Raw genomic sequence first — 22828 nt, 5'->3', positions numbered from 1 at the left:
TCATGTCTAATTATGGTTCTGACTTTCTGGCAACCTACGGCTTCCTGATTGTCTCTATGTTGCTGGGGGCGATGTTGGGGCTGTCTCTCTATTTACCACTAATGGCAGGGCAGCTATCTCTTGCCAGTCCTGGGTTCTATGCTTTAGGGGGATATATTGCGGCGATCTTGTCTACCAAGGTGTTCCCTTCTACGGGTGCTACCTTTTCTATCCCGTTGTTGTTACTAGAAATGGTGATTGCGGGAGCGGTGTCTGGAGCGCTCGGAGTCTTGGTTGGTGTGCCAGCTCTACGGTTACGCGGCATCTATCTGGCGATCGCTACCATTGCCTTCGTAGAAATTTTGCGTGTCCTTGCTCTCAACCTAGAAATTACCGGAGGTGCAGTCGGGATCTTTGGCATCCCGCAACCGTTTCAGACCCCACTGGGATATCTGTGGATTGTGGTGCCGCTGCTGCTCCTGAGTATGTTCTTTGTCTACCGTCTGGAGAACATCCGCATTGGTCGCGCTCTAATTGCCATCCGGGAAGATGAACTCGCAGCCGATGCGATGGGGATTAATCCCACATACTACAAAGTCTTAGCCTTTACGCTGGGAGCCATTCTCGCAGGGGTCGTCGGCGCGGTGAGTGCCCACTTCATCAATACCTGGAATGCTCGGCAAGGCACCTTTGATGCCAGCATTATTTATCTCACGTTTGTCTTGATTGGTGGTTCTAGAACCGTGGCTGGGCCTGTCTTAGGGGGCATGGTCTTCACCGCTTTACCGGAAGTGCTGCGGGCGATCGCGGATACACCGAATCTCCCGCTCTGGTTGGCTAGCTTCTTGCGAGACGGTCGCTTGATTATCTTCGGCTTGCTGATCGTCATCGGCACGATCTTTTTTCCTCAGGGTTTAGTCACACCCGATTTGTTCAAACGGCGCGATCGCACTAAAAAGATGATGCCAACGGGAGCGCGGAAGTGATTTTATGCAGGCGTTAGGGCGATCGCAGCCCTGTTCAACCTGCCATTTCCAGCACCACCATAAATGATTTAGAGTGCGTCTATACCAGTTTCTCCAATCTTAGCCTGCACCCATGACCGAATCGCCTGTTCTGGAAAGTAGCTCTGCTGTACCGCGTCAGCCTCTCTTGGAAGCCAAGGCGTTGACTCGCCGTTTTGGAGGGCTGTGTGCGGTAGATACAGTTTCTTTTACCGTTCATCCGGGTGAGATCTTTGGCTTGATTGGTCCAAATGGCGCAGGCAAAACCACCTTATTCAACTTGATCACGGGGCTGATTCCCCCCTCTAGCGGCCAGTTGCTCCATCAAGGTGCTGACATCTCACGGCAACGACCGCACCGAATTGCGGCCAAGGGCATTGCTCGAACGTTCCAGAATATTCGTCTGTTTGCTGACTTGTCGGCGCTAGAAAACGTCATGATCGCGCAGCACATTCATACCAAAAGTGGCCTGTTTACGGGTGTGTTTGGCTTGCCGCCTGCTCCCCAAGAGGAACGCCAAACCCAAGCAAAATCTTTAGAACTCCTCAAACTGGTAGGGTTGAGCGATCGCGCTACGGAAAAAGCTTGCAACTTTCCCTACGGAGACCAACGCCGCCTGGAAATTGCCCGGGCCTTAGCCTTGGAACCGCAAGTTCTGCTCCTGGATGAACCTGCGGCAGGCATGAACCCCAACGAAAAACAACAATTGAGTGAGTTTATCCGCGATATTCGCACCCAATTTAACTTGACGGTACTGCTGATCGAACATCACGTGCCCTTGGTGATGGGGCTGTGCGATCGCATTGCAGTACTCAATTTTGGCAAACTGATTGCCCTCGGTCAGCCTGCTGAGGTGAAAGTTAACCCTGCTGTGATCGAAGCTTACTTAGGGGGCGATGTATGAGTACAACCCAAGAGCAAATGGAACCGCTAAGGCATCCTGCAACTGACTTGCCCCTGCTAGAGGTGCGCGGTCTCAGCGTCAACTATGGCGGCATTCAAGCCCTGCAAGAAATCAACTTAGTGGTGAATCAGGGCGAAGTAGTGACGCTGATCGGCGCGAACGGTGCGGGCAAAACTACCACACTCCGCACCATCTCTCGCATCTTGAATCCACGCCACGGCCAAATTGTCTACGCTGGACGCGACATTACCCGTCGTAAAGCGCATGAAGTAGTGGCCCTAGGCATGGCTCACTCCCCCGAAGGCCGCCGAGTTTTAGCCAAGCAAACTATTCTCGACAACTTGGAGCTAGGGGCTTATGTCCGCTCCCATGCCGCTGCCGTCAAGCAAGACATCGAGCAGCAATTTCAGCTCTTTCCCCGCTTGGCAGAACGGCGCTACCAACTCGCAGGCACCCTCAGTGGTGGGGAGCAACAAATGCTAGCGATCGCCCGCGCTTTGATGAGCCGCCCCAAGTTATTACTGTTAGATGAACCCAGTTTGGGCTTAGCCCCGGCGATCGTGCGGGAAATCTTCAATATCATCAAGAATCTGCGTAATACTGGTGTCACAATTCTGCTCGTGGAGCAAAACGCCCACCTCGCCCTGCAAGCTGCCGATCGCGGCTATGTGTTAGAAGCAGGCCAAATCACCCTCATCGGACCTGCTCAAGACCTGCTGCAAGATGATCGCGTCAAGCAAGCTTACTTAGGTTAACTCGTTGCTTTTTCTTTACTCTCATCTCTGTCTCATGCGATCGCTAAACTTCTTTGTGTTGAATCGTCCTGCTGCTTGCTGGCATAAATTTATCCTATCCCTGGCCTCGGCAGTCCTCGCTAGTACTTTCGCTCCCGTTGCCGTTGAGGCCCGGAGTCAGCTCTATAAACCGCCAGCCTTGCAGTTCAATCGCTCTATCTCGGATCAACTCTCCAACCGGGATATTCCTACAGGGCAAGGGGGTTTTGCCAGAGATTATGTGATCACCTGTAAGGCGAGAGAGCAAATTACCATCACCGTGACTTCAGAAACCTTCGACCCCATGCTGGCTGTGATTTCACCCGATGGCTCTACACTGGCTGAGAACGATGATGCTGAAGATGGCACGACCAACGCTGCTCTTGCGGTTACAATTCCCCAGAGCGATCGCTATACAATCCGAGTACAAAATTTTGGGCAAACTACAGGCGGCTCTTTCCAACTCCAGGTGACTCGCTCACCCGCTCAACAAATCCCTTGAGGAGCTTATCCGAAAATTTTTGACTTTACCTCTTGCCACAGTTAGATAGATTTGTTAATTTAATAAAGCGCCGAAAACAAAGCGCCCCTCGCCGGGATAGCTCAGTTGGTAGAGCAGAGGACTGAAAATCCTCGTGTCACGAGTTCAAGTCTCGTTCCTGGCATATCAAAACTCTATATCTAGCGTGAGTCCTAAGTCGTTTTTCTAATTGGAAACACTAGGACTCAATTTTTTATCTGCGATATCTGCGATAAAACTGCGATAAGTGTTTATCGCAGTTCCCCTAAAGCCCTTATTCGATAGTACTTATAAACTATAGAGGCACCTAACCTCTCAGGCTGGACTGTAAGAACAAACTCAAACCCTTGTTTTCGACCTCTAGCGCCTTTGAGCTTAATTGGGGCATATAGTCTGCTTAAAGCTCATGAAGTGTGCTCAAGAAGCAAATAAAGCTTGCTAGGGCAGGATTGCAATTTACCTACGGAACGCGTTTTACTTTTCAAGCAATATTGGGTTGAAAGGGAATAACCACCGTCCATAGCGAGTCCATAGCCAAGATAGTTTATTTGTACTATCTGAGCCATCTGGTCTAGCATCGCCATTTTTGAGTGAAAGGTTTCTAGAGCGATCGCAAAAGAAATGAATACGAAGTAAAACAAGAAATAAAAACTGAGAGTAAGCAAAAACTTAAGATAAATAAGCAATTAAAAAACCTTCCTGATTCAATTAAATCTGAAGGTAACAAGGCGATTGATTTAGTTTTTTTTAGTTCGCATAAAGTCTTTATTAATAGCAGCAACTTCTATCTGGTTACGAAAATCATTAAGCATACCTATAACTTCTGTATGTAGTTCTATATATTCTTCTCTATCAATTGACCCATAATTGCCGTGTGCAATGCTATTTCGTGCTCCTAAAAGCTTGGTATCAATCAGTACAGATTTAGTAGAGTAAGGTGAAAAATCCAATCCAAGAATGTGTGTTATTTCCTTCATGATTTCCGATGAAAGATTAGAACCGGTAGAAATAACATCTTTATAGGGCAAAGAGCATCGTTGGTGGAGGTTGCCAACAAAAAAATCACACACAGGTATATATAACGATGCTTTATTTGTTTCCCTTGCTTCATTAAGCTTAGTTTTCATGGCTAAAGCTAAAAAGTTACTAGAAAGTTGCTCATAACGAAGCTTCTGCATAGCAACAAACTCTAAATAATAGTTTGATGCTGACTTAACGAAACCTTCCCAATGAGCATAAAGAATTACTATCCCACTTCGAATTAAGACAGTATGCCTTTGAAGTGAAGTGCTTTTTGCTTCGACCAACGACTTGAATTCAGAAAGTTCCTTTTTCCGCCATGCCAATTCAGTCGAAAGTCTATCGCTTAATTGTTCAGCAGTTCGAAGACTCATGAAGGGGCGAATATTTCTCTACCAAAAGGGATAAGACGAGGTAAACGTCTTGCAGCGTTCGTACCTCCGCCAGACCAATTCTTGTAAGACTTAGATGACCAAACACTTTTTATGCGAGTAGGTATTTCTTCAATAGGAGGTAAGTTTCTATGATGGTATCCGATTCCTAGAGCGACCACTTCATAGGAAGATAATAGGAATCCACCCATAAATCTATCTTGATCAGGTATATATCTCTTGAAACTATCATCACCTATAGCTTCATTGAGAACATCAAAAGTCGTTTTGAATGCTCTTTCTAAATACTCATAGTCTATATCCCCGTTTTGAGCTATTTCAATCATCTTATCTGTCAAGAAAGCCCCGACATCACCTAAGCCTTTAAGATCCTTTTTATCGGTATCAAATAGAGAAATAAATCGCAATAGTAATTCCATATCATATTGTTCAATATAGAGCCTATCGGTTAAAGCAATACAGTTTTGAAAAGGTTCATAATCTGCCAGTGCGCGCATCCAGTGTTGTAGATCTCTATTCAACATCACAAGAATGCAATTTCTGACTTCTTGAGGTGTAGCAGCTGAACCTCCAGTATTAAGTCTCTGAAATAGCTCATATTTTGCCATTTCATCACTTTCTTTTTCAATAATACTAACTGCGATTTTTGCCCTCTTAATCAATAAGCGCTGTGCTTGGGTAAAAGAATTGTTTGGGTGTTCTTGATCATCCCATTTCTTCCCTTCCAATGATGGTAAATACTTTGTCTTCTGAAGAGCAAGAGGGGGTCTTTGTACGTCTTCTGCATCTTTAAAAATACCAACAAGTTCATATATTGTAGATAGCCTCTGGAGACCATCTACAACATCCCAAATACCATCATCTCTCTGACTTACAAAAATTGGTGGGATTGGTATGCCAAGAAGGATTGATTCTATAAAAGTTGATTTTTGATGTTCTGTCCAACGAAAGAATCTTTGAAACTCTGGATGAATATCAATTTCATTTTTTTCGTAAAGACTAATCCATTCCCCAACAGACATCAAATAACCATCTGTTCGAATTTCTTTTCTTGTTTTATCGATTTCTTCTTGCAGAGACATAGGTCAAGGTTTATCTCAATGGCTTCCTAGACAAATCATTACAGCGAAAGAATAGTCCTAGGAGTTTCCATTCTACTGCTATCTAAAGACTCAATTATCAGGCTTCATTCATAGAGTACAGCAAAAGCCAGAAACCTTTAGGTTTGTGCGTGAATGCAACTGCTAAGACACGTACTGCACCTTGGCTAGGCGCGAGCGATACAAATGGAGAGCCTGAATTAATCGCATTTAAAGCAGATAGCAAAAGTGGGAAACCTATAGGCTTTACGCAGAATACAACCGCTGAAGCTGTTATGCCCATTCTTCTTAGAACTTCTACACGTCTTAAAATTGAAAAACTTATAGGCTTTTAGGGCACCTGTACAAGTGTAGTAAAAAGTAAAGACTACACCTCACTACATAGCCCAGGCAATCTGTAGTAAGGTGTAGTAGTACATATTTACTACACTTCTATTATGGCTGGAGCGAAAGAGAAAATCTATGGGGCAGCCCTCATGATCCTAAGTGAAAATAAGAGGCCCACAGTTGACTTGGTACAGAAGGCTACCAAATGTTCTTTTACCACTGTCACTAAGTATATGAAGGAGTTTAGGGAGGACTACAAGGAGGAAATAGCAAGGGCCGAAAATCGTAGAGAGCCTTTGCCAGAGCCAATCAGAGAGATGGCTGAAAATCTTTGGAATGTAGCCTTATTAGTTGCAGAGAACAGATTCAATGATGACAGAGTGCGATCGCAAGATGAAGCGCTAGATAAACAAGGGAAAGAACTGGAGGAAGCAATGTTGCTAATTACTGACCTCAAAGCAAGGCTTGAAGAACGAGACAAGAAATACGAGCAATTAAAAGCCGCTTTCCTGGAAGCTGTTAAGGAAAAGCCCAATATTCAATCGATCGTCTCTCATTTAGCTCCGAATCCTTAATAAGAAGGCACGACAGATTAATAAGGTAGAACTACCTAGTCTGTATTGACACAAAAAAGGGTAGCTGGTGATTGGCTACCCTGTAAGCATTTATGTAAGTAAGATTAACTTCTGAAGTTCAACTTAGTTTGATAAATGCCTTAACCCCACGTCTCATGCAGAATTTCTGAACCGACTCCACCCGGTAACTTAAGTTCAGCACGCTTTAAATAGACAAAACCGATCGGACGTTTTCAAGCACTACGCTCGACAAATCAATAAGGTGGAGTTATCTAACCTGTTTCAAAACAAAAGGGTCATAGCTGATTTATGACCCTTTACCCATATTTCCAACCTAGTTTAACTTCAGAAGTTTAACTTACTTCTATAAATGACTAACCCCATGGTCGGGAAAATTGATTCTTTGACAACTTAGGGCGTTATCGACGGTTGGCTCTACTCAGGTAGGGTTATTCCTTTTTTCTGAGATGCATAATGCTCATAAATCATTTTTGCTGAATTACCAACTAACGCAGATACGTCCTTAGCATCCATACCTAAGTCTAAGGCATCAGTAATTAGAGAGTGTCTAGTCGAATAAGGCTTTCTGTATGGTATCTTCAGCCCTTCTAAAACAGCCTTCCACTGGCGATTGCAAAAGTTGTGATGATCAATATAACCGCCTTCAATTGCAGGAAAAACTAGCTGTTCAGGCTTGCAGTTTTCAGGCTTGATCGATTCCAATAACGCTTGAATACGTTTACTTGTTGGTACCACTCTTTCAGATTGCGTCTTCAACCCATCTTTCAACACCCGCCCGCCTTCACCCTCTACTAATGCTTGAGTAAACCTAATTACCTTCAGATCGGGGTTTATGTGCTTCCACTGCAAGGGTAATACCTCAGATGGTCTACAACCGCTAGCGAATAGGAACTCTACATAGGGAGCGTAGCAGGAGTGACCAAACCTATCAGCTTTAGAGCGAAATTGATTGGTTTTGAACGCTTCAATAATTCTGACTTGTTCCTCCCTCGTAAATGCTTCTGGCTTCTTTGCTTTAGCTGATTTAGGCAGCTTGATTTTCTTTGCCATTCCCAAGAAGGGATTTTCTCTCAATAGTTTTTCATCGATCGCCCAATCACAGCAGGCTGAAACTTGAGTGATAACCTTCTTAGTTGCTGCTGGCGTTGTTTGCTTAAGGAGCCAGTCGCGAAAATCTGTGGAATTTATTAATTCCTTGGCACCTCCCATCTTGGGAGCTTTAAGCAGATAGTTTTTGACCTTTTGGTAATCCTTCGCGATCGTACTAGGGGAGACACTAGGACGTTTGTAATCGACGTATTTATCCCATAACCCTAAAGAGATACAGCGTAGTTTCAACGCTTCCCTAGCAGCTTCTAGATCTTCTTGTACTGCCTGAACGCTTCTCCCTTTAAAGTTCGGTGCTGTAGCTGGCTTGTATTTCGATAGCGTTGGATCGAAGTTACCAGTAAGGCAATCGTTGTAAATCTGAGCTGCGATTCTTTGCGCGTTACCCAATGCGATCGGATCGTCAAACTTACCCCCAGGTGCTAACGAGTGCCGCTTACCCGCATAACTAAACTCAAGCTTGATGCTGCCATTGTTGTTTTTGGGGTTGATTGGTCGCATTTTATCCTCTGCTCTCAGTGGCTTGAATTAGCTGTACCACCAAGCAAAACCTAGCATAACTGCGATAAAACTGCGATAAATTGAATTGAGATAAAACCGCGATAAACCTATAACCCTTACATAGCAAGAATTTCAGAAGTTATAGATTCTAGGACTGAAAATCCTCGTGTCACGAGTTCAAGTCTCGTTCCTGGCATACCGGATGAAACTAAAAGCCCTCTGAAACTAAACTTTCAGAGGGCTTTGTTTTAGTAGTTACTGCACTAAATATCGGCCACGCCCAAAAGCGTGTCTAGCACTCCATTGAAACTCAAACCATCTTGCTCCCCAGCGTACAAATTTTTACAACGCGATCGCGGCAGATGCAGATCCAGTCGCTAGATTAGTGGGTGAGCCTCTGCCTCGAAGGTGATTGGATCTACACCACGTAGGCTCATGAATCAAAAGTTTTGGAGCTAGGAGGTGCCGTCATGGATGAGCAAGTACAACATGCGATGCTACCGCAACCCACCCATGATGAGTTGGCTCGTCAACAATTTGTCCATAGTCTGAAACAACACATTGCGACACAGATCTCACCGAACAACCGTACCATTTATGAGCAACGACTCAAACCGAAATTTGATCAAGAACACCAGCGATCGCCCGAAACGCAGCATGAAATTCGCCAATTAATGCAGCAAGAATCCTACTACTGTATGTGGGGAGCATTACGGCGTACCGCTCAGGAGATGCTGTGGGAATCCGTCAACCTCAGTGTTGAGCGACAACTTCCAGAACTGATGGCGCGATCGCAACAACTCCAGACTCAGGCGATCGGCTCGTTAACTCTGAATCCCACGTTAGAAGTTCCGGTTTATCATACAGCGGTGGATATCCACTGTATGCCAGGGGGTTATCACAGTGAATATCGCGACGAGGATATTGCAGCAGGGGTCACCTACGATCGCGGTGTCTATCTCTATGCGATGGGTCGGCTTGGCCCGTTGAATGATGCCATGGGCCAAGCAGTCATTCAAAACTATCTCAAGCTGCAATATCCTGATTGGCAACCGGAGAAGATTTTAGACTTAGGATGTTCGGTCGGGCATAGCACCCTGCCTTATGTAGATGCCTATCCAGATGCAGAAGTACAGGCCATTGATGTCGCTGCTCCTACGCTGCGCTATGCTCATGCACGGGCTGAAGCATTAGGGAAGCGGGTGCATTTTTCCCAACAGAACGCTGAACATACAGATTTTCTTGATGCCTCCTTTGATCTCATCGTTTCTCATATCCTTTTGCACGAAGCTCCGCCCCACGCGATCGCCAATATCCTGCGTGAATGCAATCGCCTGCTCAAGCCAGGTGGATTAATGGTACATGCGGAAGCGCCGCTCTACCGCAACATGGACCCCTTCAGCGCCTTTATGTTTGACTGGGAAACTCAAAATAACAATGAACCTTGGTGGGGAGCGATGCGCCAGCTAGACTTAGAAGCACTCACTCTACAAGCTGGCTTTGCTGCTGAAAACATCACTCAAACGGTGGCAGCAATGGAATTAAAAACAGACCAGTTAAAAGATGGAGGCTTTGGCAGTCGGGGCAACTGGTTTCTCTTAGCTGCCCATAAAGATAGCAGTCCTATCCAGAATGATTTATAAGGTTGAGGGTTGTGAGAAATGCACTTTTCACAACCCATTTCGGATTGCTCTGGATTGCTATAGATCTCTCAAGTATAACCAAGGCGCAATCGCCTAGGAGCAGTGATGGCCATCGCCAAAGGCAAACGACCCCTTTACTTCGAGAATCCAGAAACCGATAAATTGCTGGCAATGGTCCTTGCCCTCGCCGAAGAGGTGTCTGTATTACGCGATCGCCTTGACACAGTAGAACGCCTCGCCCAAGCGAAAGGCTTACTATCCCACGCAGAAATTGACGCTTACCAGCCAGATCCCCAAGCTGCCGCAGAACGGGAGCAACAGCGAGCGGTCTACATTGCTCGAATTTTACGCATTGTGCAAGCAGACGTAGAGGCGATCGCACCTGAAACTCCTGTAGAGCCAGCAACAGCGCGATCGCCCGCCTAACATCTCCTAACAGACTGCATCAAAGCTGGGCAATTACGCCCGCCGTTCTTCTTGCATGGCTACTTGTTTGGCTGTTGGATCTCCTTTTGGACTTCATCAGATAAGCCGGATTCCTGCACACAGATGGCGTAGATTTGCACCGCATCTAGTTGCGGAACTAAGGTTCTAGCTTTCTCTACCGTCATGCCAGGGGGTTTGCAGAAGTTATTCGCCACCTTGCGGTACTGCTCTGTACTGCCCAACAAGTTACTGAATTTATTTGTGTTTTGTAAAATCGGTAGCGATCGCTGCATCACCCGATTCACTAGAAAACTGACAGACTTCTGAGAACTTTGCGGCACTAGGCCACTGGTGGTAATGGCATTAGTCAGCGCATCTTGCAAGGAAGCTTTGCCATCTGGGGTGGCTAGGTAACTGGTTACCATATCCATTTGCGCCCCTGGATAAGATTGTAGAGCGGCACGCACCCCGACTAAGAAACTAGCTGAGAGAAAATCGGACACCGTACTGACATATTCATTAAACTGCACCGAGGAGTTCCGAGTCCCATTGGCGCAAATGACCGAGCCATCTTTGTCAGCGCCCGCGCTCAAGTTAACGCTACCCTGCTGAGCGCAAGAGTTAAGGATTTGCTGGATCTTGGGGGAAAACATCTTATTGAGTTTCTGGGCTGCGGGAGAGTCAGCCAAAGAAGCAGGTGTTGCCGCTGTCGCAGCATCCATCAAACCGACCGACATCACCGAACTCAAAGCCGCGATCGCCACTTTTGTCCAACCAATTTTGCTCCGACGAGCCAAACGAGCATGTTTTGGAGCTAAAGCATCATCTTGAGGGCGCGGTTGAAGCTGGAAGCAAGCAGTCATAAAAACCTCAGTCAATGAGGGTGGACAATCAATCACAATCTAGCTCAAGCCAAGTTTCAATCTACTTAACACAAAGCACTTGGCGCATCTGCCGCATGTTAGTTGGCAAATCTAGCTGGATTGCTTGTTGCACAAACAGCGTCGGCACCGGAATCGCAGGGGTGGCTTGCACCGAGTAGGCCAGAAGCGTTCCTGTGCGATAATCTTGCAGAGTCAATTCAGCGGCAAAATCAGTAAAGCTGCCTTGCTCTTGGCGAAACTGAATTTTTTGATGCACAGTCTCTACTACCCGCAGGTAAACCTCAACTTGAGCAGTAAAAAAGAGAAATGCCTTGTTTGCCACCTGGTAAAGCCGTTTTCCCCCTGACCCTAGACTATCGCCTCGTTGCAGCACTTCACTGCGCACCAGATCAGGAAAGTACTGTACCCAACGGGGGTAGTCGGTTAGCTGCTGCCAAGCCAGCGATCGCGACAGGGGCAAATACATCGAAGCTGTAACCGCCCCTCCCCAAGCAGAATAGGCTCTTGTACTCAGTAGAATCTCGCCTCGTAGCAGAGCTTCATGTTCGCTCTGACTGCGGTTGGGGATCGATGCCAGACAATCGTCATTAAATAGGTCAGCAGTCATGTAGACTCAGGAACTCCTGATAAGCCAATAGAAACGCCTAACCAGCCTAGATTAAAACCTTGCCTTTTCAGGCATTAGGAAATTTTGGCCACCGAGGTTCTACTTGATTTATTCACCACCTTACCTAGATCTCCAGGAAAAGGGGTTGATTCTAAATAAAGATTCCGCAAAATTTTGTAAGAATCTGTAAACCAATTTCTACTTAATTAAACATTTCTCAGCCGCCCCTACTGGTTTAACTCGCTCTATTTCTCATGCCACAATGAGGGCGATCGCTGACAGCGTTTTGCTGAGTTGAGGACGTAAAGAGCAATGCATAACTTCTCTCGGAAATTTTCTCACCCTACTACCAAGTTTTTTTTCATTTGCTTGGGCATTACCACGGTGATTTGGATTTTGAGGGGGTTTGGGGTTTTATCGTTTCTTTCCAGCGCCATCCTCTGGTTTCTCTTATTTCTGACTATCGGTAGTGGGATTGTCGCTGGGCTGCAACGAGCGCGATAGCTTGATTGCCTGAATCACGTTTTGTCGGTGTTGTTGCCGCATGGCTGCACCCACCGTGACATTTAACTGGTTGCCAATCAGGAGCACCAAGGAGCTGAGGTAAAGCCAGAGCAACAAGACAATCACCGCACCAATGGCACCATAAGCTCGGTTAAAGTCGCCAAAATGGGAGACATAATATCGAAACAAACTTGAGAGAATCGCCCAAAATACTGCTGCCAGTACTGCTCCCGGCATAATGGGCGTGCCAATCTTCCATTGGCTAGGACCATAGCGATAAATAAAGGCAAACGCTGCTGAGACAATTCCCAGAGCCAAGGGCCAACTCAGTAGCCGCCAAGTTGACAGCAACCCTGATCCTAAAAAACCGCTTTGGCTGGCTACATGCTTGACGATCAAGTCACTAATAAACATCAGAAACGATGCCATCAGTAACAGCAAAATCGTGCCGACCGTAAGTGCGACAGAAACCAATTTAGCTTTCCAAAACGGACGAGTTTGCTCTGGTGGAACTTGCTGGATGTGGTCAAAAGCCGTCATTGCCGCACTCAACGCGCCGGAAGATGCCCAAATTGCTGCAATGAAACTGAGGGAAAACAAACTACGATTCCGGGTTTGGCTGATGCCTCTGACAAAGTTTTGAATAAGAATCTGGACTTCCTCAGGGGCGACTTGACTGAGTTGAGACGCTAGCCTTTGCAGCGTTCCTTGCAGGGATTCAAATAGCCCAATCGCCGTCAAAACAGCCAAAATTGCCGGAAACAGCCCCAACATGGCGTTGTAAGCCATTTCTGCGGAGAGCCCTGGTAGCCGCTGCTTACCAGCAGAGTCAATGACTTCTTTAATCGTTTTCCAGTTTAGGTGCTGAAAAAAGCGGAAAAAACGAGCTGATAGCATGGGCTTGGAGCAACAGCACTTTGAGAATTACTTTGACAGATTCGATGCAGAAATGCCAATAAATTAGAAACTTCAGCCTTGAGCTGACTCCTGATAGATCAAGTAGCGATCGCGTCCTGCCATTTTTGCTTGATATAGAGCTTTGTCAGCAGCGGCAATTAAGAACGTGGGAGCAATGCCAGTTCGAGGAACTAAGCAAGCAATCCCCAAACTCAAGGTGACATAATCCGCAATCGAGGACTGAGCATGAGGAATTCGCAAAGTCTGAATCCGGGTTTGAATTTCTGTGGCCACCAAGGTCGCACCTCGATCTTCTGTATTGGGTAGTAGAATGGCAAACTCCTCACCCCCATAGCGAGCCGCTAGGTCTGCTGGTCGCTTTGCTGTTTGACGCAGCACCGCCGCCACTTGTTGCAAACAGCGATCGCCCCTGAGATGCCCATAACAATCGTTATAGCGTTTAAAGAAATCAACATCGCCCATGATCAGCGCTAGGGGCGTCCGGTGTCGCAAGGCGCGTCGCCACTCTTTATCTAAATATTCGTCAAAAGAGCGACGGTTGGCTAACTCAGTTAACCCGTCCGAATTTGCTAACCGCCGTAGCTCTTGGTTCGCCACTTCTAGTTGTTGGTAAAGCTGGGCTTGTTGAATCGCAATGCCGACCTGAGTCGATAACTGTTGCAGCAGCTCAATTTCTAAGGGTTGCCACTGTCGCGGTTGGCCACATTGATAGGCACTGAGTAGCCCCCAAAGTTCGTCGCCTCGAAGAATGGGCACAGTTAAAGCTGCACGAGCTTGAAGCAGAGCCAGCAAATGCAGGTAACGCGATGGCAAGTTGGCTTGGGTCACGTCGGCGATCGCTTGCATCTGCCCCATCTGATAAGACTGGCGGCAACGCTTGGTAAAGTAAGCAGCCTCCATCATCTTCCCCACGATCGACATCCGATCGGTTGCTACCGACTCTACAGCAACGGTACTGTTGCCATTCGATTCAAAGCGGTAAATCAGCACCCGATCGACTTGCAGAAACTGCCTCACTTCCTCCACGGTTGTGTTCAAGATGGTGTCTAGATGCAACGACTGCCGCATGTGATTGGCGATCGCACTCATCAATTGTTCTTTGGCAATTTGACTTTGCAGCGTTTGTTCTACTTTCACCCGTTCCACAATTTCTCGCTGCAATTTCTCGTTGGTCTGCTGCATTTCTTGCGTCCGAGCCTCTACCTCCTGTTGCAGCGCATCTAATGTTGGATGTAACTCCAACGGATCGAGCGATTGCAGGATGCTACTTTGAGTTACCAAACCTAGCAGCTCCCCCGCTTCTCCTACTACTACTAATCGCCGGATTTGATGCTGTTGCATCTGCTCGTGGGCGCTCCAAAGAGAAGCTTGCGGTTGGATGGCATGCAATGGCCGATTTATTACTGCCACTACGGAGGTTTGGGCCAAGTCTAAATTTTGCGCCTGTAACCGCACTACATCCCGCTCCGTCAAGATGCCAATTGGCTTTGCGATCGCTGGATTTGTCGCCTCAGGCTGTACCAGAACCACGCAACTAATCTGATGCTGGTGCATGAGTTGGCTGAGTTGCAGCACAGAGGTCGTGATGGGGGCAGCCACCACGGGGCTAACCATGACTTCATGAATCTGCCGCGCCTTGAGTAGCGCTGCGGGCTTGAGGGCTTCGCGGATACTTTGGCGAGTCACGACACCGATAATGCGTTCTCGCTGATCTAAGATTGGCAAATGACGAATCCGATATCTCCATAAGCGCGATAACAGAACCAAAACATCCGTAGCTTCAGATTCCTGTAATGTGATGACAGGAGTTGTCATCACCGTAGCGATCGCCACCTCTAACCAGGAAGTTTTGGCTGCTGTCAGTCTCACCACATCTCGTTCAGTAAAAATGCCAACTAGCTGATCTGCATCTACGACTAACACATAGCTTTTATGAGCTTGGCTCATCAGCTTGACAACTTCAGTCATAGGTAGGTCAGGCGAAACACTCAAGTGATCATGAGCGATCGCTGAACTAAGCCAGAGTGCAGAAGGGAAAAACATAGAACCCAAAGAAGTTGCAAGCTGATACAGAGAGGTAGCTTAGCTTTTATCCACCAAGTTTCAAAACCCAAGCCTTTAATACCCCTCAGCTTGATCGTACTGTGATCATCTAAAGAGCGTGAATTAATGACGATGGAAGATGAAAAATCCGCTGAACTTAACGCCTCCAGCCTCCAGTTTGCCGCTTGTCTAATGTCGGTTAGAGTCTAGTGTTGCTCGTCTGGATGCGATCGCCCTACCCAGTAAATTTGGGTTGCAGCCACCTAAAGAGCAGCTCAATATAGGACAATCACTAGGTTTGAGGGAGCTGGGAGAAAAATCCTCCGCAAATCTACCAAATCCTGCTTCTGGGTGAATCTACTGGAGGAAGCTGAAATAAGGTTACAAAATTTACCATTAATTCTACAAGGTGATACATAGACACCCGCTGCATCTAGGAGGAATCAAGCATGACATCATTTTTGGTAACAGCGACGACGGCTATTCGGTTAACGGTAGACAACGCTCCAGATAGCAGCTGCGGTAGTAATGTAATCCATGTTTTTCTAGTCTCTTAGATTCTCTTACAGAAGCGATCGTCTCTCTTAAACGCTTTCCAAATCTTCTACATTCTGCATTCAGATAGCATCTGGTATCTACACCCCAAAAATACCAGATCTAAATCCGAGGCTCCCTACCGCGATCGCAGGCAGTTGGAGTTGCCTTGTCGACAAGATTCAACACTCACAACTTCACAAATTTCAAGGACATCTAACATGGCTTACATTGCTGGCGACGAACAGGATAACTATTTGAATGATTCCGGAAGTGAAGATTCCTTTGATATTTTGGATGGACAAGGTGGAAATGATGAGATATATACAGCTGGCGATAACCTCATCTTCGGCGGCGCAGGCAACGATCTCATATATCCCTCTGACGGTTTCAATATCGTAGATGGAGGTGAAGGAAATGACAACATAGAAATTTATGGCGGGAGCGGTTTTCTGTTTGGTGGCGCAGGCGACGACTTTATTCTGGCTGATGCTCCATCAGTAACGGATACGAGTGGTGTCAGCTTCGTCCTCAATGGTGGGGTTGGAGACGACTTCATGTATGGTGGTGTAGGCAATCATATCTACATCGTCGATAGCGTTGGCGATGGTGTTCGAGAGTGGGACTACAACAATCAAATACCAAGTGTGTCTACTGTGCGATCGAGTGTTGCTTGGACTTTGGGTCCTGACTTAGAAAATTTGACTCTCACAGGCCATCAAAACACGAATGGTACAGGGAATACCCTCGATAACATCATCATTGGCAATCGCGGCAGCAACATCCTCTCTGGAGGAGCAGGGAATGATACCCTCATCGCTGAGTCTACCTCTGAAGGTATTCTCACCCTCGCTCAGCAAGCTCGTTTCACTGGAGCACCTGATGGAGGCATCCTCACTCAGCTGTTTGATGAATCCTTCTATCTGGAGCAGAATCCAGATGTCGCAGCAGCAGTGGGTCAAGGCGTATTTCGCAACGGTTTTCACCATTTTACTCAACACGGTCTCTATGAGGGACGCAACCCCAGCGAGTTCTATGATGAAGCACTCTACTTAGAGCAGAACCCAGATGTGGCTGCTGCGGTTGATCAGGGTGTTTTTAGCAGTGGTCTCGTTCATTTTGTGAACCACGGTCTGTATGAAGGTCGAGTCGCTAGTCACTCCTTCGATGAAACAATCTATCTGGGTGAGAATCCAGATGTAGCTGTGGCTGTAGCTCAGGGTGTCATCAGCAGCGGCTTAGAGCATTTTTTGGCTCATGGACAGTTTGAGGGTCGTAGTGATGACTTGCTGTTCAGCGAGAGATACTACCTATCTACCAACTCAGATGTTGCGGCGGCAGTCGCTGCGGGTGCCTTTCAAACTGGCTTTGATCACTTTACTCAGCATGGCCATCGAGAAGGCCGCAACCCCAGCACTTTCTATAGTGAAAGCTACTATCTAGAAAGCAACTCAGATGTCGCAACAGCAGTGACTCAGGGAGTTTTCACAAGTGGATTTGCTCACTACATGCAGTATGGCAAGTCAGAGGGCAGAGTAGGCGCACTCGGTGGCGCAGACCAACTGTTAGGTGGTGATGGTGATGACTTGTTATTTGGTGGCAGTAGAGGCAGCACCATGACGGGTGGAGCAGGTCGAGATCAGTTCTGGATTAACGAGTCTGTCATCCCTGGCACTCCTCACGTCATTACAGATTTCCAGATTGGCACCGACTCGATTGTGACTTCTGGTAGCAGCATTAGTGTAGCGATTCCTCAAGGCGCAGATATTCTGTTCCAGACTAGTTCTGCTCAAACTGTTGCCATTGTAAAAAACGTAGATTTTGGTCAATTCAGTTCTAATCCCAACAACTGGCTAGTTTCTGCGTAACCAGCCTAGTCCGTATAACCAGCCTAGTTTCTCGCCAGATACCTGTCAGCTTGATCGTACTGCGACCCCTCAAAGAGTTTTCCAAGCCTTCTATATGTTGCATTCAGATAGCTTCTGATATCTCTGCCCCATAGATATCAGCACAAATTTTGAGGCTTTCTACTGTAATACCAGACCGTAGGAATTGCCTTGCCGACAAGATTCAACACTCACAAATTTCAAGGACATCTAACATGGCTTACATTGCTGGCGATGAGCAGAACAACTATTTGAATGATTCCGGAAATAAGGATTCTTTTGATATTTTAGATGGGCAAGGCGGAGATGATGAAATATATGGAGCTGGTGACAACCTCCTCCTCGGCGGTACAGGCAGCGATTTTCTATATGCCTACGAAGGTTTCAATATTGTGGATGGAGGTGAGGGAGATGACATTATAGAAGCTTCTGACGGCGGTGGTTTCCTGTTTGGTGGGGCAGGTAATGACTCTATTGTGACTTATAATTTAGGGCCAACGGATGGGAGCACCTTTGTCTTCAATGGTGGAAATGGAGATGATTTCCTATATGGTGGCGGTGGCACAGGTAATAATATTTTTATTGTTGATAGCCTTGGTGATTCTATTCGATCGGAAGACTTCGGTGGTGATATTCCAGTCAGTGTAGATTCTGTGCGATCGAGTGTTGCTTGGACTTTGGGTCCTAACTTAGAAAACTTGACTCTCACAGGTCATCAAAACACGAATGGCACAGGCAATACCCTCGATAACATCATCATTGGCAATCGCGGCAGCAACATCCTCTCTGGAGGAGCAGGGAATGATACCCTCATCGCTGAGGATGCATCTGATGGTACTTTTACCCTAGCTCAGCAAGCTCGTTTTACTGGAGCACCTGATGGAGGCATCCTCACCCAGTTGTTTGATGAATCCTTCTATCTAGAGCAGAATTCAGATGTCGCAGCAGCAGTGGGTCAAGGCGTATTTCGCAACGGTTTTCACCATTTTACTCAACACGGTCTCTATGAGGGACGCAACCCCAGCGAGTTCTATGATGAAGCACTCTACTTAGAGCAGAACCCAGATGTGGCTGCTGCGGTTGATCAGGGTGTTTTTAGCAGTGGTCTCGTTCACTTTGTGAACCACGGTCTGTATGAAGGTCGAGCCGCTAGTCACTCCTTCGATGAAACAATCTACCTGGGTGAGAATCCGGATGTGGCAGTAGCGGTAGCTCAGGGTATCTTCAGCAGCGGATTAGAACACTTCCTAAATCATGGACAATTTGAGGGTCGTAGCGACGACTTACTGTTTAATGAGAGATACTACCTCTCTACCAACTCAGATGTCGCGGCAGCGGTAGCTCAAGGAGCCTTCGCCAGTGGATTTGACCACTTCAGTCAGCACGGTCACAAAGAAGGCCGTAATCCCAGCAGTTTCTACAGCGAGAGCTACTATCTCGGAAGCAACGCAGACATTGCAGCAGCAGTGGCTCAGGGAGTTTTCACAAGTGGATTTGCTCACTACATGCAGCATGGTAAGTCAGAGGGCAGAGTAGGCGCACTCGGTGGCGCAGACCAACTGTTGGGTGGTGATGGTGATGACTTGTTATTTGGTGGCAGTAGAGGCAGCACCATGACAGGAGGAGCAGGCCGAGACCAGTTCTGGATTAACGAGTCCGTCATCCCTGGCACTCCTCACGTCATTACAGATTTCCAGATTGGCACCGACTCGATTGTGACTTCTGGTAGCAGCATTAGTGTAGCGATTCCTCAAGGCGCAGATATTCTGTTCCAGACTAGTTCTGCCCAAACTGTTGCCATTGTGAAAAACGTAGACCTCACTCAATTCAGTTCTAATCTCCAGAGTTGGGTGATGTCTGCCTAACTAGATAATGATGTTCAGGCCATAAAACTACAAAAAGCGATCGCCTTTGCAATTGGAATACAAGGGCGATCGCTCTGGACTATCTAGTTCAATATTGGTATTAGGTGCCTTTGGCAGTAGCTTTGGCTATGTTATCTACGTGCACCCAGAGAACATAGAGCCCTGAACCTTGACAATCCGCCCGCAATTCCAATCCTTGAAGTGTTGGATTGATCATTGCACCATCGCGGTAATAGCGATCGCCCCGTTCAAAACTCTGCTTGGTCGCAAGTTGATGAACCTGCGCTTCGCTGAGGCGAGGTAGAGTTTTTGTGTCAGACATAAGGCACTCTCTCGTGACATAACTCCCTATAACGTCAGCTTAAACCGGAGTAACCAGTAAGTTCAGTTAAAAAACATCAAAAACGGCATCAGGCGATCGCGATCGGCTAGCCTAACGTTAAAATGCTGAACAGGGGAGGAAAATGAAACATTTCGGCAAGCAAACACCTCGCCACAAATTTTTCTTGAATCCTTACAAAGATGCACGGTTTACTTCCTGCCCCAAATGCGAGGCTAAAACCAAACTACGAAGTTTCCCCTCTTCGTGTTCTTAGAACCAATACAACCTCTCATACTCAATAAGACCTGTCGTTATTGCCCTTCCTGCGAGCTACTAATTCTTCATCAAGATGAATTGGAGGAACTATTAGCAGCAATGTGTATGCAACAGGGCAAACCAAATTTGATTGGTAATGATTACCTCGTCATTGGCACCGTCGATCGCACAGACTGGAAAAAAGGACAACAGACCCTCATCACCAGTATTGAGAGTATGCGATCGATCATTCATGACTTCAAAAAAGTGTTGGAGTTTGAACTTCAGCTTCCTAGATGGGTAAAAGACGACAAAACATAAAGCGATCGCCCCTTCAAACATTGGTCAAGCGCGATCGCATTTTTATCTACATACCTTCTGACCCAAACTGCAATCAATTTAGGCAAAGAGAACTATTTCTGTTGGGCTTGGTTCTTTTCTTGCAAAAAAATTAGAGCAACGCTATCTGGAATTGTCTATTTTGATTTTGTATTCCCCAGGGGATAGTCATAAGACATTCCAGACATTGAGTTTTAATTGAAGGGACTTGAATGGTTGCTACTGAAACGAATCTTCTATTGAATGACACACTTGCTACGGCAGTTGACACGGGTCTGATTGCTTCTGGAAACTTCATTGATAGTGGTGTCATTGGCGACAACTCTTACAGTGGGCAAGATGTAGATTTCTTCAAGTTTGAGGTTGCCAATGCTGGAGATCGAATCACACTCGACATTGATGCAAGAAATTTAGGATCTTTCCTAGATTCAGCCCTGCGCTTATTTGATGCCAACGGTAATGAAATAGCTCGCAATGATGACTTTGATGGTCTTGACTCCTTTATTAGATTCATTGTTCCCAGTGCTGGAACTTATTATGTGGGTGTAAGCGGTTATTCAAACTTTAGCTACGACCCCAACATTGAAAGCAGCGGTACGTCTGGTTCTACGGGTAGCTATACACTCTCGATTGGAGTTGGTCCCAACTTCAACGAGCCACCAACTGCTAATGATGACTATTTCTCTATTACTCACGATCAGTCAAGATTCTTCTTTTCTGGGGAATTGCTTTGGAATGATTCCGATATTGACGGAAATCCCCTCTCTGTTACAGAAGTGAGTAACGCCACCAATGGCACTGTTCAACTCGACCAAAATGGCTATATCGTATTTACTCCAAGCTCAGGATTTGTTGGAACCGCATCCTTTGACTACGCTATAACTGATGGTGCTGGCGGTAGTGACACTGCCACTGCATTTGTGAATGTCCTGAATTCTTCACCTGTTACAGGATCTGACTTTAAAGTAGTGCGTGGAGATACAACCAGCACTATCAATAGCACTGAGTTATTGGCGAATGACTTCGATCCTGACGGAGATAACCCTCTGACTATCACAGGTGTCAGTGATGCCTTCAGCGGCACAGTTCAAATCGATCCAAATACAGGCAACATCTCCTTTACTCCCAACGCTGGCGTTGCAGGTGCAAGTTTTAGCTACACCGTCAGTGACAGCCTAGGCGCGACTAGCATTGGTTGGGTTTATCTAGAAGTCAAACAGGTCTTAAATGGTGGTAGTAGGCCAGACACTATCTCTGGTAGCGATCAGGGTGAATATATTTATGGCTTGGGTGGCAGTGATATCCTGCGGGGATTTGGCGGAAATGACGAAATCTTTGCCGGAGCAGGCAGTGACAAACTAGACGGCGGTGATGGCGCAGATCGGCTCATAGGAGGAGCGGATGCAGATATCCTAACTGGCGGAAACAATTCATCCACTTGGTACTATAACCAGTCAGACACCTTTGTCTTCGAAACGCTCGGTGATTCTCAGCTCACAAAGTTTGATCGCATTACAGATCTTGATCTTGATTATTATGGATGGAATACAGACCTGATTGACGCACCTACTAACGTCATTACAGGAGCTGTTACCTACGTCGGCCAAGTCTATTCTCTGCAAGAAAAAGCGATGCAAGGGCTTTTAACGCAAGACCGATTTGGTAGCAATAGTGCAGTGGCATTTGATCTAATCGAGAGTGGTGGTAAAGGATCTGTCACTCAGCGCACTTTTATAGCGTTTAACGACGGCAATGCAGGATTTTCAGCCGCTCAAGATTCAATTGTTGAGATTACAGGATATAGCGGTAACTTGAACAATCTGATTGTTGTCTAAACTACGTAAAAAAAGGAGTAACTAGCTCCTCTCTCAATTTTTTGACTGCATCTGGGGGCAAAATGCCCCCTTTTTTACAGAGAATTGCGATCGCTCCTTCAAGTTTTGGTCAAGCGCAATCGCTCCAATACTTTTTCAGATTAGCGATCGCCTTACCTAAGTTTTGGGGATGCAATAACTGGAGAGAGCCGATACGTTACTATCAGGTTATCTCAATTGGGCCGATTGCTGGTTGTAGCTCATACCGATCGAGGCGATCGCACCCGTATTATTAGCGCCCGAATCGCGACACGCCAAGAGCAGAGATTTTATGAAGAAGGAAACTGATCACGAACCAGAAGATGAATGGCGCTCTGAATACGATTTTTCTCAGCTTCAGGGAGGTGTACGAGGCAAATATGCAGAGCGCTATCAGGCAGGAACTAATTTGGTATTGCTAGATCCTGATGTAGCTCAAGCATTCCCAACGGCTAAAGCGGTCAATGAAGCGTTACGGTTACTCATCCAAATTGCTGAGCGTCAAAAAGCTTAGTTATTCAGATTA

Annotated in this window: 21 protein-coding genes, 1 tRNA gene and 1 pseudogene; 15 read left to right on the top strand and 8 right to left on the bottom strand. The window is 46.5% G+C overall.

The window, feature by feature from the left end; translation table 11 throughout:
• The first annotated feature begins 2 nt into the window (after positions 1–2).
• The 5 genes from H6F72_RS03815 (at position 3) to H6F72_RS03795 (ending at position 3325) form a co-directional block, all read left to right on the top strand.
• Positions 3–965: a branched-chain amino acid ABC transporter permease gene (locus tag H6F72_RS03815; RefSeq protein WP_190431911.1), complete on the top strand. Its 963-nt coding sequence runs from the start codon at positions 3–5 to the stop codon at positions 963–965.
• A gap of 112 nt (positions 966–1077) precedes the next feature.
• Positions 1078–1887, top strand: a complete 810-nt coding sequence (locus H6F72_RS03810; protein ID WP_190431909.1) for an ABC transporter ATP-binding protein — start codon at positions 1078–1080, stop codon at positions 1885–1887.
• Complete coding sequence (locus H6F72_RS03805) at positions 1884–2642, top strand: ABC transporter ATP-binding protein (RefSeq protein WP_242016742.1); 759 nt, start codon at positions 1884–1886, stop codon at positions 2640–2642. The genes H6F72_RS03810 and H6F72_RS03805 overlap by 4 nt, the downstream gene beginning before the upstream one ends.
• A 34-nt stretch (positions 2643–2676) precedes the next feature.
• Entirely contained in the window at positions 2677–3162 is a 486-nt protein-coding gene (locus tag H6F72_RS03800; RefSeq protein ID WP_206755415.1) for a PPC domain-containing protein, read from the top strand.
• Positions 3163–3252: 90 nt separating this feature from the next.
• A tRNA-Phe gene (locus tag H6F72_RS03795) sits at positions 3253–3325 on the top strand.
• Positions 3326–3917: 592 nt separating this feature from the next.
• On the opposite strand, the gene H6F72_RS03790 is transcribed toward H6F72_RS03795, so the two are convergent.
• Both H6F72_RS03790 and H6F72_RS03785 read right to left on the bottom strand, forming a co-directional pair.
• Complete coding sequence (locus H6F72_RS03790) at positions 3918–4574, bottom strand: MAE_28990/MAE_18760 family HEPN-like nuclease (protein WP_190431907.1); 657 nt, start codon at positions 4572–4574, stop codon at positions 3918–3920.
• Positions 4571–5674: a DUF262 domain-containing protein gene (locus tag H6F72_RS03785; protein ID WP_190431905.1), complete on the bottom strand. Its 1104-nt coding sequence runs from the start codon at positions 5672–5674 to the stop codon at positions 4571–4573. The genes H6F72_RS03790 and H6F72_RS03785 overlap by 4 nt, the downstream gene beginning before the upstream one ends.
• Positions 5675–5823: 149 nt before the next feature.
• Here H6F72_RS03785 and H6F72_RS03780 point away from each other — a divergent pair, with 149 nt between their 5' ends.
• Both H6F72_RS03780 and H6F72_RS03775 read left to right on the top strand, forming a co-directional pair.
• Positions 5824–6027 (top strand): hypothetical protein, encoded by a 204-nt coding sequence (locus tag H6F72_RS03780; protein ID WP_190431903.1) that lies wholly within the window; start codon positions 5824–5826, stop codon positions 6025–6027.
• A 102-nt stretch (positions 6028–6129) separates the two neighbouring features.
• Positions 6130–6594, top strand: coding sequence for a DNA-binding protein (locus H6F72_RS03775; RefSeq protein ID WP_190431901.1), 465 nt, complete (start codon positions 6130–6132; stop codon positions 6592–6594).
• A gap of 435 nt (positions 6595–7029) precedes the next feature.
• Here the strand turns inward: H6F72_RS03775 and H6F72_RS03770 are convergent, their stop codons facing one another.
• Positions 7030–8223: a site-specific integrase gene (locus H6F72_RS03770; RefSeq protein ID WP_190431899.1), complete on the bottom strand. Its 1194-nt coding sequence runs from the start codon at positions 8221–8223 to the stop codon at positions 7030–7032.
• Positions 8224–8693: 470 nt separating this feature from the next.
• Here H6F72_RS03770 and H6F72_RS03765 point away from each other — a divergent pair, with 470 nt between their 5' ends.
• Together H6F72_RS03765 and H6F72_RS03760 are read left to right on the top strand one after the other, a co-directional pair.
• Positions 8694–9866, top strand: a complete 1173-nt coding sequence (locus H6F72_RS03765) for a class I SAM-dependent methyltransferase (RefSeq protein ID WP_190431897.1) — start codon at positions 8694–8696, stop codon at positions 9864–9866.
• Between the two features lie 105 nt (positions 9867–9971).
• Positions 9972–10292 carry a hypothetical protein gene (locus tag H6F72_RS03760; protein ID WP_199298832.1) on the top strand — a complete coding sequence of 107 codons (321 nt, stop codon included), beginning with the start codon at positions 9972–9974 and terminating at the stop codon, positions 10290–10292.
• Between the two features lie 59 nt (positions 10293–10351).
• Here H6F72_RS03760 and H6F72_RS03755 read toward each other — a convergent pair whose 3' ends face one another.
• The 4 genes from H6F72_RS03755 to H6F72_RS03740 form a co-directional block, all read right to left on the bottom strand.
• Positions 10352–11155: a hypothetical protein gene (locus H6F72_RS03755; RefSeq protein ID WP_190431894.1), complete on the bottom strand. Its 804-nt coding sequence runs from the start codon at positions 11153–11155 to the stop codon at positions 10352–10354.
• Positions 11156–11216: 61 nt separating this feature from the next.
• Positions 11217–11783: an SRPBCC family protein gene (locus H6F72_RS03750; protein WP_190431892.1), complete on the bottom strand. Its 567-nt coding sequence runs from the start codon at positions 11781–11783 to the stop codon at positions 11217–11219.
• Positions 11784–12233: 450 nt separating this feature from the next.
• Positions 12234–13184 carry a YihY/virulence factor BrkB family protein gene (locus H6F72_RS03745; protein WP_190431890.1) on the bottom strand — a complete coding sequence of 317 codons (951 nt, stop codon included), beginning with the start codon at positions 13182–13184 and terminating at the stop codon, positions 12234–12236.
• 72 nt (positions 13185–13256) lie between these two features.
• Complete coding sequence (locus tag H6F72_RS03740; protein WP_190431887.1) at positions 13257–15248, bottom strand: diguanylate cyclase domain-containing protein; 1992 nt, start codon at positions 15246–15248, stop codon at positions 13257–13259.
• A gap of 755 nt (positions 15249–16003) precedes the next feature.
• Here H6F72_RS03740 and H6F72_RS03735 point away from each other — a divergent pair.
• Together H6F72_RS03735 and H6F72_RS03730 are read left to right on the top strand one after the other, a co-directional pair.
• A complete protein-coding gene (locus H6F72_RS03735) occupies positions 16004–17650 on the top strand; it encodes a calcium-binding protein (RefSeq protein ID WP_190431880.1) in 1647 nt (548 codons plus the stop codon).
• A 233-nt stretch (positions 17651–17883) separates the two neighbouring features.
• The gene (locus tag H6F72_RS03730) at positions 17884–19533 is read left to right on the top strand and encodes a calcium-binding protein (RefSeq protein WP_190431878.1); all 1650 of its coding nucleotides are present in this window, start codon (positions 17884–17886) and stop codon (positions 19531–19533) included.
• 100 nt (positions 19534–19633) lie between these two features.
• On the opposite strand, the gene H6F72_RS03725 is transcribed toward H6F72_RS03730, so the two are convergent.
• A complete protein-coding gene (locus H6F72_RS03725) occupies positions 19634–19855 on the bottom strand; it encodes a hypothetical protein (RefSeq protein WP_190431876.1) in 222 nt (73 codons plus the stop codon).
• A gap of 381 nt (positions 19856–20236) precedes the next feature.
• On the opposite strand from H6F72_RS03725, the gene H6F72_RS29575 reads away from it, so the two are divergent.
• The 4 genes and pseudogenes from H6F72_RS29575 (at position 20237) to H6F72_RS03705 (ending at position 22816) form a co-directional block, all read left to right on the top strand.
• Complete coding sequence (locus tag H6F72_RS29575; RefSeq protein WP_199298831.1) at positions 20237–20431, top strand: hypothetical protein; 195 nt, start codon at positions 20237–20239, stop codon at positions 20429–20431.
• 230 nt (positions 20432–20661) lie between these two features.
• Positions 20662–22284 carry a DVUA0089 family protein gene (locus tag H6F72_RS03715; RefSeq protein WP_190431874.1) on the top strand — a complete coding sequence of 541 codons (1623 nt, stop codon included), beginning with the start codon at positions 20662–20664 and terminating at the stop codon, positions 22282–22284.
• Positions 22285–22449: 165 nt separating this feature from the next.
• Positions 22450–22611, top strand: a pseudogene (locus H6F72_RS03710) (BrnT family toxin); the annotation flags it as partial.
• Positions 22595–22816 carry a hypothetical protein gene (locus tag H6F72_RS03705; RefSeq protein WP_190431872.1) on the top strand — a complete coding sequence of 74 codons (222 nt, stop codon included), beginning with the start codon at positions 22595–22597 and terminating at the stop codon, positions 22814–22816. The pseudogene H6F72_RS03710 and the gene H6F72_RS03705, both read left to right, overlap by 17 nt.
• Positions 22817–22828 lie beyond the last annotated feature (12 nt).

It is taken from the genome of Trichocoleus sp. FACHB-46 (assembly GCF_014695385.1).
GTDB lineage: Bacteria > Cyanobacteriota > Cyanobacteriia > FACHB-46 > FACHB-46 > Trichocoleus.
The sequence above is the reverse complement of the archived record's forward strand: the minus strand, read 5'-3'. Positions and strand labels throughout refer to the sequence as shown.